The 13,700-nt window shown below is 39.5% G+C and carries 16 protein-coding genes and 1 pseudogene; 9 read left to right on the forward strand and 8 right to left on the reverse strand.

Annotated elements, in window-relative coordinates; translation table 11 throughout:
* Positions 1 to 8: 8 nt before the first annotated feature.
* The gene (locus FZC79_RS07200) at positions 9 to 875 is read right to left on the reverse strand and encodes a permease (protein WP_148946109.1); all 867 of its coding nucleotides are present in this window, start codon (positions 873 to 875) and stop codon (positions 9 to 11) included.
* Between the two features lie 90 nt (positions 876 to 965).
* Positions 966 to 1,292, reverse strand: a complete 327-nt coding sequence (locus tag FZC79_RS07205) for an ArsR/SmtB family transcription factor (protein WP_148946110.1) — start codon at positions 1,290 to 1,292, stop codon at positions 966 to 968.
* 170 nt (positions 1,293 to 1,462) lie between these two features.
* On the opposite strand from FZC79_RS07205, the gene FZC79_RS23815 reads away from it, so the two are divergent.
* On the forward strand, positions 1,463 to 1,597 hold the full coding sequence (locus FZC79_RS23815; RefSeq protein WP_286365357.1) for a hypothetical protein: 135 nt from the start codon (positions 1,463 to 1,465) through the stop codon (positions 1,595 to 1,597).
* Positions 1,598 to 1,685: 88 nt separating this feature from the next.
* Here FZC79_RS23815 and FZC79_RS07210 read toward each other — a convergent pair whose 3' ends face one another.
* Together FZC79_RS07210 and FZC79_RS07215 are read right to left on the reverse strand one after the other, a co-directional pair.
* A complete protein-coding gene (locus FZC79_RS07210) occupies positions 1,686 to 2,309 on the reverse strand; it encodes a TetR/AcrR family transcriptional regulator (protein ID WP_148946111.1) in 624 nt (207 codons plus the stop codon).
* Positions 2,254 to 3,534: an MFS transporter gene (locus tag FZC79_RS07215; RefSeq protein ID WP_148946112.1), complete on the reverse strand. Its 1,281-nt coding sequence runs from the start codon at positions 3,532 to 3,534 to the stop codon at positions 2,254 to 2,256. The genes FZC79_RS07210 and FZC79_RS07215 overlap by 56 nt, the downstream gene beginning before the upstream one ends.
* 545 nt (positions 3,535 to 4,079) lie before the next feature.
* Between FZC79_RS07215 and FZC79_RS07220 the strand changes: the two genes are divergently transcribed.
* From FZC79_RS07220 to FZC79_RS07230, 3 genes are all read left to right on the forward strand, one after another.
* Complete coding sequence (locus FZC79_RS07220; RefSeq protein WP_187442672.1) at positions 4,080 to 5,519, forward strand: PAS domain-containing sensor histidine kinase; 1,440 nt, start codon at positions 4,080 to 4,082, stop codon at positions 5,517 to 5,519.
* Between the two features lie 340 nt (positions 5,520 to 5,859).
* On the forward strand, positions 5,860 to 6,258 hold the full coding sequence (locus FZC79_RS07225; protein WP_148946114.1) for a DoxX family protein: 399 nt from the start codon (positions 5,860 to 5,862) through the stop codon (positions 6,256 to 6,258).
* A 101-nt stretch (positions 6,259 to 6,359) separates the two neighbouring features.
* Positions 6,360 to 7,298: a ring-cleaving dioxygenase gene (locus tag FZC79_RS07230; RefSeq protein WP_148946115.1), complete on the forward strand. Its 939-nt coding sequence runs from the start codon at positions 6,360 to 6,362 to the stop codon at positions 7,296 to 7,298.
* A gap of 215 nt (positions 7,299 to 7,513) precedes the next feature.
* Here the strand turns inward: FZC79_RS07230 and FZC79_RS07235 are convergent, their stop codons facing one another.
* Positions 7,514 to 7,699 carry a histidine kinase gene (locus tag FZC79_RS07235; protein WP_148946116.1) on the reverse strand — a complete coding sequence of 62 codons (186 nt, stop codon included), beginning with the start codon at positions 7,697 to 7,699 and terminating at the stop codon, positions 7,514 to 7,516.
* A gap of 217 nt (positions 7,700 to 7,916) precedes the next feature.
* Here FZC79_RS07235 and FZC79_RS07240 point away from each other — a divergent pair, with 217 nt between their 5' ends.
* Positions 7,917 to 8,354, forward strand: coding sequence for a hypothetical protein (locus tag FZC79_RS07240; RefSeq protein WP_148946117.1), 438 nt, complete (start codon positions 7,917 to 7,919; stop codon positions 8,352 to 8,354).
* Positions 8,355 to 8,739: 385 nt separating this feature from the next.
* On the opposite strand, the gene FZC79_RS07245 is transcribed toward FZC79_RS07240, so the two are convergent.
* Together FZC79_RS07245 and FZC79_RS07250 are read right to left on the reverse strand one after the other, a co-directional pair.
* A complete protein-coding gene (locus tag FZC79_RS07245) occupies positions 8,740 to 8,985 on the reverse strand; it encodes a DUF2164 domain-containing protein (RefSeq protein ID WP_148946118.1) in 246 nt (81 codons plus the stop codon).
* 65 nt (positions 8,986 to 9,050) lie between these two features.
* Positions 9,051 to 9,515, reverse strand: coding sequence for an NUDIX domain-containing protein (locus FZC79_RS07250; protein WP_148946119.1), 465 nt, complete (start codon positions 9,513 to 9,515; stop codon positions 9,051 to 9,053).
* Positions 9,516 to 9,622: 107 nt separating this feature from the next.
* On the opposite strand from FZC79_RS07250, the gene FZC79_RS07255 reads away from it, so the two are divergent.
* Entirely contained in the window at positions 9,623 to 10,000 is a 378-nt protein-coding gene (locus FZC79_RS07255; RefSeq protein WP_148946120.1) for an NUDIX hydrolase, read from the forward strand.
* Here the strand turns inward: FZC79_RS07255 and FZC79_RS07260 are convergent.
* Complete coding sequence (locus FZC79_RS07260) at positions 9,974 to 10,504, reverse strand: GNAT family N-acetyltransferase (RefSeq protein WP_148946121.1); 531 nt, start codon at positions 10,502 to 10,504, stop codon at positions 9,974 to 9,976. The genes FZC79_RS07255 and FZC79_RS07260 overlap by 27 nt on opposite strands.
* An 89-nt stretch (positions 10,505 to 10,593) precedes the next feature.
* On the opposite strand from FZC79_RS07260, the gene FZC79_RS07265 reads away from it, so the two are divergent.
* The 3 genes and pseudogenes from FZC79_RS07265 (at position 10,594) to FZC79_RS07275 (ending at position 13,319) form a co-directional block, all read left to right on the forward strand.
* Positions 10,594 to 11,139 (forward strand): DinB family protein, encoded by a 546-nt coding sequence (locus FZC79_RS07265; RefSeq protein WP_148946122.1) that lies wholly within the window; start codon positions 10,594 to 10,596, stop codon positions 11,137 to 11,139.
* A gap of 437 nt (positions 11,140 to 11,576) precedes the next feature.
* A pseudogene (locus tag FZC79_RS07270) lies at positions 11,577 to 11,921 on the forward strand (IS110 family transposase); the annotation flags it as partial.
* Positions 11,922 to 12,041: 120 nt separating this feature from the next.
* Positions 12,042 to 13,319 carry an IS110 family transposase gene (locus tag FZC79_RS07275; protein ID WP_148946158.1) on the forward strand — a complete coding sequence of 426 codons (1,278 nt, stop codon included), beginning with the start codon at positions 12,042 to 12,044 and terminating at the stop codon, positions 13,317 to 13,319.
* Positions 13,320 to 13,700: the final 381 nt, after the last annotated feature.

Here is a 13,700-nt window from a genome sequence, read left to right on the forward strand (position 1 = left end):
ACCTTTGATTACACGAAGTAGAATATAAAGCCGGATATGGTCGACATGGATACCACTGAGAGCACAAACATGATAACCAATTCTTTTTTGAATATCGATCTGAGTAATACGATCTCTGGCAAGCTTGCCCCAGCGGAACTGATCATCATCGCCATGACGGGCCCCAGGGCCATTCCTTTCATGATGAGTATCTGTGATATCGGAATCATGCTGGAAAGGCGGATATATAAAGGTATTCCTAAAATCGCTGCCAAGGGGATTAACCACCACTTTTCATCTCCAAAGAGATCAGAGATAAATTCAGTCGGCACCAGCCCATGAATGACTGCTCCGATAGCAGCACCGGCAATCAAGTAGGGAAGAACACTTTTCATTAAACTGATTGTTTCAGAAACAGCCAGTTTGAAATTGAATTTTCTTTTTTCTTCTTGATAACCGCTCATCACAACATTTTTAACTGATTTCTCGAATCCCAATTTTTCTAGAGCAAAACCGATGATGATCGAGAGAGTTGATGTAATCATGATATATAAAATGGTCACCTTCCAACCCAGAAGGACACCCATGATGGTTAAAATAGTGGGATCCAGGACAGGAGACGAGAATAAGAAAATCATCACAATCCCAAACGGCATTTTTTTCTTCAGCATATTTACAACGATAGGAATGGTTGAGCAGGAACAAAAAGGAGTGATGAACGCGAAGATTATTGCTGCAAAGGCAGCAATGTATCTGTTTTTTCCTGAAAGCTTTCTTTCAATTCTTTCATATGGGATGATTCCTTGAAACAAACTGATAAAAAAGGAAATGACAATGAAAAGCAGTGTCAGCTCCACAGCAATGAATGCAAAACTTTTGATTGTTTCGATAAACATTATAACCCCTCCTGATTTAATATCAATAAAAATTGATTTATTAATCAAAAAAAATTGATTTACTATCCAAAAAGAAAGCTGCTACTTGGATTAACAGCTGTTTTTCCGAAAGAGACAGCAAAGCTCTTCGGATAATAAGTGATTAATTTCATGGGGATTCAGCCTATAATAGCTCCAGGTTCCTCTGGTTTCCTTCAAAATTATACCTGCATCCAGCAGTATCTTTAGATGGTAGGAAAGCTTGGATTGCGACATTTCCATCAGGGGTGCCAGGTCACAAACACACATTTCCCCCTTTTCAGTTAGAATATTCATAATATGGAGCCTCTTTCTATCGGCCAGGGCTTTGAATTTTTGCTCATAATTTTCAAAAAGCACATCTTTTGAAAGACTGTTAGTTCTCAGATCAGTATCCATAATTTTCACCTCTTTTTAAGTATCAAATTTACTTGATGTATTAATTTTAATTCCATAATTTTCTTTTGTCAATAATAAATCAAAAATAATTGATTAAGGGTTGCGAAAGATGCGATGAGGTAATATAGTAAGAATATAAATCAAAAAAAATTGATAAAGGAGTTGTAAAGATGAAGTTTTTCAAGAAGATAAACGTAATAAAACAGGAAAGCTCAAAAGAATGCTGTAAAATAAAGATTGAAGAGATTCCTTCCACTGATAAATCACAATCTTGCTGCCCAGAAAAAGATGCTGCCTGCTGTTAAATATGTATCTGTTATAAAAGTGGTAATCGAGCAGGCTGAAAAGCCGTGACAATGATCTTAATTAAAGAGGATCTGTGCCCCGCACAGATCACTCTTCCTCTACTCCTAAAGCCCATTTTAAATAATTAAGTAATAATGTGGTCTGTTCTTTTAATTCGAGTGTCCTGCTGTCTAAAATGGCATGGCCCAATGCAAGTCCATCTATATAAGATATAATGGATTTGGCTATAAGTCTGCTGGGAAATCTGGGAGTGAATTCACCTGCAGTTTCGCCTCTTTCAATAATCTTTGTCGTCATCTCAAAAGCATCAAAATATCTACGCCGGGCATACTCCCGGCGTTTTTCGTCATTTCTGCCTGTTACGAAATATTCCAGTTTTGAAGGAGAAAGGGGATCCATTTTATCATTGGATTCTTTTTTTTCTCCCAGCATGATAACCAGCAGGACATCCCAGTAGGAATTCTGCTGCTTTATCATTCTTTCGAGTGAACCTTCGATGATTTTTTCTTGTTTCCCTTCAATGACTTCACGGAACAGATCTTCTTTATTTTCAAAATATTGATATAATCCCCCTCGGCTTACACCTGCTTTGACCATGACGTGCTTCATAGTGGCCGCTTCATAACCGTTTTCAATAAATACTTCTGCAGCGGCTTCAATTAACTTGGCGCGACGCTGCTCCTTGTGTTCCTGGCTGACTTTCGGTGACATGTTCATCCTCCTGTTCGACTTTGTTTCGGAAAATTAATGAGATGAAGAAAAGGAATATGAGCAAAGAACTTGTGATAACAAAAGATGGAATGATTCCTATTACGGTGGCCAGCGCTCCTCCAGCAAGGGGACCGATAATTGTAGCAGTGGTTGTCGTGCTGTTGATCACCCCAAAAACCCTTCCTGTCAAATGAACTGGTGTCTTCTCTTGTACTGCTGATTGAAAGGGGATAAAAACCAACCCTGCCGCTATACCTACTACCAGCCCGAGAGCTGGAACCCAAACAATTGAGAGGGCGAGGTCGAGGTAAGTGAGAGCAGCCATCCCCCCGAAACCGGCTCCAATACCTAAGACACCGAGACACATATACAAGTAAGCATTGTAATCTGTCTTTTTTGAAAGAGCAATGCCGGTGATCAGCATTCCCAAACCTGAACTAGTTACGGCATAACCGAATAAATCCGGTGAAACATTGGTCAATTCACGGAGCAAAATGATAATCTGTGAATCTGACAACTGGAGGATCAATAAACTGATTCCCAACAGAAATAACCCATACATTAGGTAACTGCTCTGCCTGATAAACGTGAATCCTTCCTGTAAATCGCTTCTGAGAGATGAGGCCTGTTTACCTTCCTGTTTGTTGTTAAGGGGTTCCTTAGCTGTTGCAGGCAGCAGCAAAATAAGAAGAGCAGAAAGAAAAAAGGTTGCTGAATCGATATAAAAAACATTGTACGTACCGAACGAAGAAACCAATATACCACTGATCAGCGGTCCCAATACTTTAGTACTTGAATCGATCATTGAGGTAAGGGACATGGCTCCTTTAATATTCTCATCCTTTACAAGCTCTTTTAACTTTCCGTTTTTGGCAGGGACGAATACTGATGAAAAAATTCCTGTTGCAAATAAAATGATATAAACCATCCAGACACTGCTTGCAAGGGTCAGCAGCAGGATGAGTATCCCTCTAACCACATCAGAGATAATCATTAATTTTTTACGATCCAGCCGGTCGGCAATAGCTCCTGATACTGGACCAAATACAGCCATAGGCATGGCAAGGCTCAATATTATGAGAGACATCTGCATAGGTGTTGCTTCCCATTTTAACCCAACCAGCGTAATGATTGCTACAATACTTAACCAATCACCTAAACTGGAGATAGCTTGAGCTGTGATCAAAGTGACGAAATTTTTGTTTTGTTTTAAATTAGGTTTCATGTGAAGTCCTCCATTTATAACGACACTATTGTCGTTTTATTTAACTTCATTATAATGACACTGGTGTCGTTTTACAAGGTTTTTTTAAAAAGTTGATTCATTAAGGAGAGAGGGCGGTTATATATGAAGTGGTATTGCCCTGGTCAGCTCCGACGGGCAAATGTTCTGAAGAAAAAAATGCGGTGTTCCTTTTATTCTGTTCGGGTTATTTGACCCCGAGGAGCTGAGCGCTGGAACTGGACATCCTGCTAGTTCCTCATGAGGCAGCACGCCTTCCATTCCGATCCCCGAACATTAAAGGGAGGAAGGCAAGATAGTAATGAAATGCAACAATTTATTAGTAAAGAGCCCCTTCATAAATAGAAGGATTAGAATTGGGAATTTAAAAGAATAATAGTCCTTGGTGAAAAGCTTTCTTGAAAAAATGTCTCGATGTGCACTAAGAAAAATCAAGAGACTAGAATAGACTGTTAATTCATGGACTGTTCTGAGGCAAAAAATGGTATAATGTCAATAATATGATACGAAGACAGGATGTTATGGATATGAATCAAAATGATCTACAGATATTAGAGCAGAAAACAACGATCATGAATGCAATGGAAGCTACACCGTTTCCAGTCCTTCTGGGCAGGGACGGGATATTTCTGTTTGCTAATAAACATGCGCTGAAACTTTTAGAAGCAGATAACCTCGAACTTATCAGAGGAAAACATGTTATTGACTTTACTCATGAAACCTCTTATCACCACACAATGAAAGAATTGGCCATGTTAAAAAGGGATGTTGCTCAAAGCAGCTCCCTGAAAAATATTTTGACTATGAAAGGCAATGTGCTGGAAATTGAAACAGTAGTATCAAAGGTCACGGTGAATGGCGAAAAGCTGGACTATATTATTGTGAAAGATTCCAGTGAAAGCAGCAGGCTTCAACACAGATACCTTATGCAGAAGAAGCATTATCAAACGTTGGTTGATAACTCTATAGATACTGTAGCTTTGGTAACGGATAATGTTTTTCAATATATTAACAAGGCTGGTCTGAAGCTTTTCAGAGCAAAGCATGAAAGCGAAATAATCGGCAGATCCGTATTGGATTTTATTCATCCACGAGACCACGAGAATGTCTTGCAAAGGACGATAGACGTCATTGGTCATCCTAATGTGCCGGCGGAAAGGGTAGAGCGCGAATTTATCAGGCTTGATGGCACCTCCAGGTTTGTCGAATCTGTTGTCATGCCGTTTAATATAGATAATAAACCCTCACTGCAGGTAATTCTAAGGGATATTACCGAAAACAAACAGCAGCATGAACATATAGTGAAGAACGAAAAATTATTGACTGCCGGCCAGCTGTCTGCCGGAATCGCTCATGAAATTAGAAATCCCCTAACCTCAATTAAAGGGTTCTTACAGCTGATTGAGAATAAAATTCCTGAAGAAAACCAAAGGTACGCAGAGATTATGAGAGAGGAAATTGACAAAATAGAAAGAATAACTGGTGAAATGCTTTCCCTCTCCAAATCACAGGCTATCATACGCACACAGCACAATATCATTACACTAATAGACCAAGTCATCACGCTGCTTGAACCCCAAGCAGCACTGAAAAATGTAGTCATCAAGAATACGATTGATGACCAGGAAATAGTTATTCTATGTGATAAGCAGCAAATCAAACAAGTATTCATCAATATTATGAAAAATGCCATTGAGTCGATGGAAGGCGGAGGGGATGTTTCTGTAGGCTTATCTGTGGAAAATGGCTGGGTTGAAGTAACTGTAACAGATGAAGGCTGCGGGATACCCCAAAGTTTACTTGGTCAAATTACAGAACCATTCTTCACAACTAAAGGAACGGGAACAGGTCTCGGATTGACCATCTGCAATAGGATTCTCAAAGAATATGGAGGGGAACTGCACATAGATAGTATTGAAGGGCAAGGGACTGTTTTTACAGTGGTTTTTCCTTATGCAAACGAATGAAAAAGCAGCTGGGTACTTCCAGCTGCTTTTTTTGTGCCGAAGTATGGGGAACAGGAAACAGTATTAGCTGAGAAGCTGATAAAATAATTACTAACTAGACCACTCGCTAAAAAATCATTTAAACCAAGCCTTTTTTAGGAGCAACTTTGTAATTCTTGAATAACATTAAATTAAGCAGTTGACAGAAAAGAGATGTTCTTATAAAATTATCTCGAATTCAAGATAAATTTTTATATTCTAAAGAATAATGGGACTGCACTTATTTCAAGAAGATAACGTGAAAAAATTTTATTAAGATATCTCGAATTCAAAGTATATTAAACTTTTAGGAGGAATAAGTATGTTGGATACAGGTTTATTAATAATTAGATTAGTGATTGGTCTTTCGTTCATTGGCCATGGCGCTCAAAAGCTGTTTGGCTGGTTTGGCGGTTATGGATTGGAGGGAACAGGAGGGTGGATGGAGTCTCTTGGAATGAAACCAGGAAAGACAATGGCGCTTATGGCAGGACTTGCTGAATTTGTGGGAGGTATTTTCTTTGTCCTGGGACTTCTTACGCCGCTTGCCGGTATCATGATAGCCATCACGATGCTGATAGCCATCGTAAAGGTCCACTATGCAAATGGCTATTGGTCAACAAATAATGGCTATGAATACAACCTTGCTTTGTTGGCAGTGGCAATTGGGCTTGCGCTGGCTGGTCCAGGGAAATATGCTTTGGATGCCCTCTTATTTTAGAATGTGAATGACAAGATTTTTGAGGGATAACTCCTTATATCCTATAATGGACATACCAAAATACAGAAATTATTCTTGACTAAATAGGAGTGAAACTTACTATGGAGAAAAAAATGAAGGGAATTCACCATATAACAGCGATTGTCGGAAACCCCCAGGAAAATGTTGATTTTTACGCAGGGGTTCTGGGCTTGAGGATGGTTAAACAAACGGTCAATTTTGATGACCCTGGGACATACCACTTATATTTTGGAGATGAACAGGGAAGCCCCGGCTCGATTATTACTTTCTTTCCTTGGGATGGAGCCCATAAAGGCAGGATTGGCGGCGGCCAGGTGGGTACTACCTCTTATGCTGTTCCGGAAGGTTCGCTGTCCTTCTGGGAAAGCCGCCTTAAAAAATTTAAAGTCTCTTTCAGCAGGGATGAGAGATTCGGAGAAACCAGCCTTGTCTTCAATGATCCTCATGGGCTTCAGTTAGAACTGGTTGAACGCGGGAGTGGTAAGGTCAACCAATGGACTGCGGGTGATGTGACTTCAGATTCCGCAATCAAAGGATTTGCTGGAGCCAGTCTCTTATCAGCCAATCCGGAGCTGACAGCACAATTGCTCATAGATGTCATGGGTCTTGAACAAATAGGTGAGGATGACGAATTTATCCGCTTCAAATCCATTGCGGATATTGGGAATATAGTGGATTTGAAGAAGGAAGCGGTGGCGCGTGGAAGAATGGGTGTCGGCACTGTGCATCATATTGCCTGGCGAGCGGATGATGACATTGATCAACTTCAATGGAAAGAGCATCTGGAAAAAAACAGCTATCCAGTCACTCCTGTTCAGGACAGAAATTACTTCAACGCCATTTATTTCAGAGAACACGGAGACATCCTCTTCGAAATTGCGACAGATCCACCTGGATTTTCCATAGATGAGGCACCTGAAGAATTAGGTTCTAATTTAAAGCTGCCGGTTCAATATGAAACTCATAGAGAACAGCTCATGCAAGTTCTGCAGCCGATTGAGGTGCGTTTATTGGATTGAAGAAACCGTAACGATTCACTTTAAATATTCAAACACTTAATACACGTATAGAACGCACTTGAATTCACAATAGAATTCACAGTGCGTTTTTATTGATTTATCAAGTTTTGGCACAATCACTACTGGGCTGTGAAAAAAATGTACCTAGCCCTGTTATCCTAATAGGCAGGTGGATCTTTAGTGTAAAAAGCCCGCCATTATAATTATTGAAACCCTTATATCTTTCTTTCATTCTCTGGAAAAAGAAAATAAGTAATCACCCCGGAGAGAATCGTACCCCCAAGTGCAATCAAAATCCTTGTCAATTGTTCTATTTCACTATAGTTACTGGATAAAAACCAAAGTGCCAGTATAAAGACAAGAATAGAAACCGATATTGCGACAGCCAGCCTTTTTTTCACTACATCACGTCCTTAAGAAATAAATATAAGACTTTTATAGTTTACCATAATTGTTTTGAAGGAGTTTATCGAATACTAAATCGACTTAATGAACGGGCTGGCAGCCTGCACTGGTACCTGCTTGAATATTACTGAAAATATTTGTGAAATTCAATTTCCCTGCAAGAGTTCCTTATAGTATGATAAAAAAAGTGAAAAGAGAATGGGGGGTGTTTTCTTGAGAAAAATTTATATAGCTTTGTCTATGGCTGCTTTGATGATCCTGCTGGGAGGATGCAGTAATAAAATTGAAATGGTTGATAACGCGAGTGTTTCATTATCTGAAGATGGAAAGCAATTGGAGATCAATATCATTTTGAACGATGAAAACATGGAGCCAGAGACTTCGTATCAAGTAAGACTTTTTGCTTATGACGGCGAATTGATTAGGGCACTTGGAAAAGATCTCTTCATTTTTGAAGAAGAATATATCAGCCATAAAGAAGGCGAAAAATCCAAAACGATAGAAATTAAGGAGACATTGCCTTTAGCCGAAGAAATTTCTGAAGAAAAGCTTAAGGATATCATTGAAGATAAAGAGGAAAATGCGTTGGAAATTGATGTCCTGAATACTGAAAAAGTGTTTGCTACAGAAGAAATTCATAAAGTGAATTAATTTCTAAATAGCAGAAAAAGAGCTGCTTCATGAGGAAGGTCCATGTTCTATTTAAAATAGAAGCTGGATATTTGGAAGAGGGAAATATCAAGTGAACCAAAGGAGGAAATCATCCTTTGGTTTTTTTCGTATGGCTCTTTTCGTAAACTTTATTTTTACTGAATATAAATATATCAAAAACTATCACCATATTTCACCTGAAGTAACCTGGTAAGCTCCAAAGAAAAGAGCTGCTTATCCTGTTCAGCGAGAAAAACTTCGGCTCATGGATTTTTCCGGTAACAACCATTCATGAGAAAACAACCTTTCGTTGAGAAAGTAAGTAGTAAATTTCTTGAATACAGGATATTTAGCACTAGTAAGCTGAAGTCGTCTGCTTTCAACCTTATTTCATCGGCCGCTTCAATGCGTATAAATCTTCTTCAAGCATCAGCATTTTATCCATAAGGACGTCTTTGGAATCCATTATCCCTTTATTATAAAAGAAAGGACCCAGTTCTCGAATGAAAAACTCAAAAAGGTTTTCTGCTCCTAACATGCCGATTTCCTCGCCATGCTGTTCATAATGAAAAGTTTGAATTCTGCAGAGAATTTCCTCTTTTTCTTCTTTTGTCATTTTTATTGTTAACACTTCTACCCATCCTCTCAAGTAGTTTTCTTCATAATAACACAGAAATGCTGGGATTTTGCCATTGGTTATCTATTTAGCTGTCGTTCTTCTATCAGGTCGGAAGAATACAAACCGGCGGCATATTCTGTTATATGAGGCTGGATTTTAGGATATAGAGTAATAGAATGGAGTTTTTCAATGGCAACCCACTCCGCGCCTATTTGGTTGAAATCAGGGGAGTCAGGCAAGGGAGAGTTCAAGCCAGAAATCCGGCAGTCGAAAAAGAGACTGAGGTTCGGCGTACTTCCGTATATGTCATTATTTTGGTGAGGTGCATACTCATAGATGAACGCCAATTTTGATACAGAAACATCTACTCCTGCTTCTTCCTTGGCTTCTCTTACCGCGGCTTCTGCTGTGGACTCACCTTCTTCCACTCCGCCGCCTGGAAGATTGTAGTGAATTCCGTTTTCATCTTCAAATTTTGCCAAGAGGACTTTTTTATCATGAATAATTAATGCGCCTGCTCTTACTCGAATTGGATAACTCATTGAAACACTTCCTTTTACAATAATAGTAATTCATTCTGCCAGATTTAAATTCATTTGGAAATAATGTACAATCCAGTATAGAACCAGTGAAAGAAAGGGTGTGTAATGTGATTTCTCGTGGAGTCATTGTAAGGGACGGCCATGTATTAATGGTCAGGCAATATGTACAAAGAGGGGACATTATCTGGACTTTTCCTGGAGGAGGTATTGAGAAAGGGGAAACTCCAGAACAGGCAATGATCAGGGAGGTGAAGGAAGAGACGGGGTATGTGACAAAAGTAAATGAACAGCTGCCGTCTCAACATGACAAGTTTACATACATTGCTGAAATAATATCAGGAAAGCTGTTCTTGGATAAACAACTACCTGGTAATGCTGATGTTTTGGAATCAGCTTGGATTAATCTTAAAGACAAAGAAAAATTTGATGCCTACACTCTTCCTGTCATAGAGCAGCTGTTACACAGAATGGGGAAGCCGGATTAACGAACAATTAATTTCCATCAGTAAAGAAGTGCCTTCATTAATCTCGGATCTTTTCTTGAAGCCGGCCTTTTCATAGCAGCGGACAGCCCTTTTGTTTTCCATGGAAGGATCGAGGACGATAAAGCTTGGTGTATCCTCCTGGATGATTTGGTTAATAAATTCTTTCACCATTTTCGTACCGATGCCTTTGTTGAATAATTCTGATTCTCCGATGAAACAGTCGATGCCGATTATAGACTCTTCTTTTGCAAATCCCCATTGGAAAGATTGGGATTCTTCAATTTTATATTTTTGGAGATATCCTGCAGGAGTACCGTCATAAAGGAAGATATAGGGTCTGACAAAATGGCTGCCGAGAATTCTAGGGTTATATTTTTTCCGAACGGCCTCAGGCTCCATTGGTTTGCCTCCGTAAAATTCATAGACCGGGGGTGATTGCAGCCACTTCTCCATTAAGGGAATGTCTTCTGCAGTCATTTCTTTGAACAGTATTACTTTTTCCATTAGAGCACCTTCTTCTCAATTGGGCAATATTACTAATTAATATGATACTATAGGATAGTAGAGTATGGAAAGTGCAAGGGGGATTTCAAATGGATATCGATAAGGAACTGTTATTGATTAAAGAAAAAGAAGGCTTTAAAAAGGACTTCTCGGTTTTGATTTCTATGATGGACTATGCCAGATTTACCACATTGGCAGATTTGAAGGACGTTACTCAGGAAGAAATCGATTATCGATATGGGGGAGAGTTCAATTCGATCGCTATGCTGCTGGGCCACTTGGCAGCCATCGAGAAGGTGTTTCAAAAACTCACCTTTGAAGAAATGAATGATGAAGAGATTAATAATTATGCAGATTCTCTTGAACCGGCAGTCGGACTTGGTGCGGAGGCTTTTACTATAAAAGGCAAACCAGTTAAGTTTTATCTGGAAGAACTTGCTTCAATCAGGAAGATAACGAAGGAGAAATTTGCTTCACTTGATGAAAGCTGGCTGTACCGAGAGACTGATTGGTGGTTTGAACGAAAGGGAAATAACTTTTTTAAATGGTTCCACGTCTTTGAGGACGAAATTAATCACAGGGGCCAGATCAGGCTTATACGGAAACTTTATGCAAAAGAAAGAGAGCTTGTGTGAGGTCTTGCGCTTCAAGATTTTATTTAAAATTTGAGATTATGTCAGGGTATTTCGGAATCTAAAATCAAAAATACTTTCAGATAAGAGTAATGGACATAGGTTGATGCTTTTTATAAGCTAGTGTTGAAAAACTTCACTTTCTTGCATGAGATAAAGGGAAATAGCAGGTTGGGTTCTATCATAAAATTAGGCTCTTTTTTTAAGTTGTTGCTTTTGAATGCCATTTTATCCCTCTTCCCTATGATTCGTAGAAGGATTGGAGGGGAAGGCGTGCGATCTCCTGCGGGACTAGCGGGACAGGTGAGACCCCGCAGGCGAAGCCGAGGAGCATTCCTGTTTATAAACTTTTAGAGGTCTTGAAAAAGAAAAAGTCCTCTTGTATGATGCATGAGTGTCAACGACCAAATCGAAACTCACTACCATACAGGAGGACCATAATGAATCGTAATATGAATCACAAAATTAATCAAGTCTCTGAAGACACCCTGGTCATTGGAATCGACATTGCCAAAAAGAAACACTTCGCATGTGCGATGGATGATCGTGGTCGTGTTTTACAAAAGTCTTTTCCATTTTTTCAATCACAAGCTGGATTTGAACAGCTGGACAAAAGAATTCAATCTCTACAAGCTTTACATGAAAAATCAAAGGTTATAGTGGGCTTTGAACCCACCGGACACTACTGGATGAACTTAGCTGCGTATTTGGTCGACCAGCACATTCAGTTTGTCATGGTGAACCCTATGCATGTGAATAGAACGAAAGAGTTAGATGATAACCTTNAGCCGAGGAGCATTCCTGTTTATAAACTTTTAGAGGTCTTGAAAAAGAAAAAGTCCTCTTGTATGATGCATGAGTGTCAACGACCAAATCGAAACTCACTACCATACAGGAGGACCATAATGAATCGTAATATGAATCACAAAATTAATCAAGTCTCTGAAGACACCCTGGTCATTGGAATCGATATTGCCAAAAAGAAACACTTCGCATGTGCGATGGATGATCGTGGTCGTGTTTTACAAAAGTCTTTTCCATTTTTTCAATCACAAGCTGGATTTGAACAGCTGGACAAAAGAATTCAATCTCTACAAGCTTTACATGAAAAATCAAAGGTTATAGTGGGCTTTGAACCCACCGGACACTACTGGATGAACTTAGCTGCGTATTTGGTCGACCAGCACATTCAGTTTGTCATGGTGAACCCTATGCATGTGAATAGAACGAAAGAGTTAGATGATAACCTTCAAACCAAGAACGATCAGAAAGACGCACGTGTTATCGCCAGCTTAATTCGTGACGGCCGTTTCAACTATTCACGAACCTTAGAAGGGGTAGAAGCCGAACTTCGTAATGGGTCTAGTCTACGTTCTAAGATACAAGAAGACCTTACGGCTCTCAAAAACCGTATGATCCGATGGATAGATCTTTATTTTCCMGAGTTTCATCATGTATTTAAGAGCTTTGGAAAAAACGCTTGTGCCGTACTKGAGAAGACACCTTTACCTATTGATTTTGATGGGAARARTGATGAAGAACTTATTGAGCTTTACAAAAGTGTGGAGGGACTAAAATGTCTTTCTGTTTCTAGTATCAAAAAGGTAAAAGCCGCAGCCCCTCAGACCATTGGGTTAATGGAAGGGCTGGAAATGGCACGGTTTGAGATGAATACGTTAATTACTCAATTTAAATCTCTCTCCAAYCAAYTGGAGAYCTTATCAGCCAGATTAACTGAGCTGGCTGAACAATTGACCGACTACGAGTATATCCTTTCAATGGATGGGTTAGGTGAAAATACAGCTGTTGATTTACTCTCTGAGATAGGCTCTCTAAGCCGATACGAGCATCCACGCCAATTAATTAAACTAGCGGGACTCACACTTAGAGAAAACTCTTCTGGCCAACATAAAGGCCAAAAGAAAATCTCGAAAAGGGGGCGTAGGAAGTTAAGGGCCATATTATTTAGGGTCATACTTCCTTTGATTCAACACAACGCTGCCTTTAAGACTTTATATCACTACTACACAACTCGTACTGTCAATCCACTGAAGAAGAAAGAAGCTATGGTTGTATTATGTGGCAAGTTACTGAAAATCCTACACGCCTTGTGTACCAAACGTGTGCACTTTAATGAAAGCCTTATGATCGCAGACCTTCATTGCCTCCAAGAGGCGGCTTGAGCACTTTCTTAGTAGTTTGATATCTAAACAATAAGATGACACGGAGAAGCCGGCACCGAATGAGCCATTAGACCAAGAGTCCCTCGAGGAGCATCGCCRGCCTCTGCCTTATGAATAGACCGAACGAAGGAATGTACGCGCTAGACGCCAAGAGACATGGGAGGGTACGTCATCATAAGAATAGCAGAGATCCAAGGTGCATCACATAGGTAATGAGAGTTAATGATTTCCAATTAGCTCTAGCGAAGCGTTAGGATGATTTTACAAATTCTTATAGATTTAGAAAATCCTGATTATTAGTAACAAAGAAAAAAATTTTATAGTTGTTAAAAACTGCTTTAAACGTTGATACTCCAACATTTCTAGAGGGAGGCTCACCGC

This window comes from Rossellomorea vietnamensis (assembly GCF_008180615.1).
GTDB classification, from domain to species: domain Bacteria; phylum Bacillota; class Bacilli; order Bacillales; family Bacillaceae_B; genus Rossellomorea; species Rossellomorea vietnamensis_D.

Bases quoted from the DNA above. Each gene is read 5' to 3' on its own strand.
- FZC79_RS07200 (WP_148946109.1), bottom strand. From the start codon at position 875: ATGTTTATCGAAACAATCAAAAGTTTTGCATTCATTGCTGTGGAGCTG.
- FZC79_RS07250 (WP_148946119.1), bottom strand. From the start codon at position 9,515: ATGAGTTATCCAATTCGAGTAAGAGCAGGCGCATTAATTATTCATGAT.
- FZC79_RS07265 (WP_148946122.1), top strand. From the start codon at position 10,594: ATGGATATCGATAAGGAACTGTTATTGATTAAAGAAAAAGAAGGCTTT.
- FZC79_RS07260 (WP_148946121.1), bottom strand. From the start codon at position 10,504: ATGGAAAAAGTAATACTGTTCAAAGAAATGACTGCAGAAGACATTCCC.
- FZC79_RS07230 (WP_148946115.1), top strand. From the start codon at position 6,360: ATGGAGAAAAAAATGAAGGGAATTCACCATATAACAGCGATTGTCGGA.
- FZC79_RS07210 (WP_148946111.1), bottom strand. From the start codon at position 2,309: ATGTCACCGAAAGTCAGCCAGGAACACAAGGAGCAGCGTCGCGCCAAG.
- FZC79_RS07225 (WP_148946114.1), top strand. From the start codon at position 5,860: ATGTTGGATACAGGTTTATTAATAATTAGATTAGTGATTGGTCTTTCG.
- FZC79_RS23815 (WP_286365357.1), top strand. From the start codon at position 1,463: ATGAAGTTTTTCAAGAAGATAAACGTAATAAAACAGGAAAGCTCAAAA.
- FZC79_RS07215 (WP_148946112.1), bottom strand. From the start codon at position 3,534: ATGAAACCTAATTTAAAACAAAACAAAAATTTCGTCACTTTGATCACA.
- FZC79_RS07205 (WP_148946110.1), bottom strand. From the start codon at position 1,292: ATGGATACTGATCTGAGAACTAACAGTCTTTCAAAAGATGTGCTTTTT.
- FZC79_RS07220 (WP_187442672.1), top strand. From the start codon at position 4,080: ATGAATCAAAATGATCTACAGATATTAGAGCAGAAAACAACGATCATG.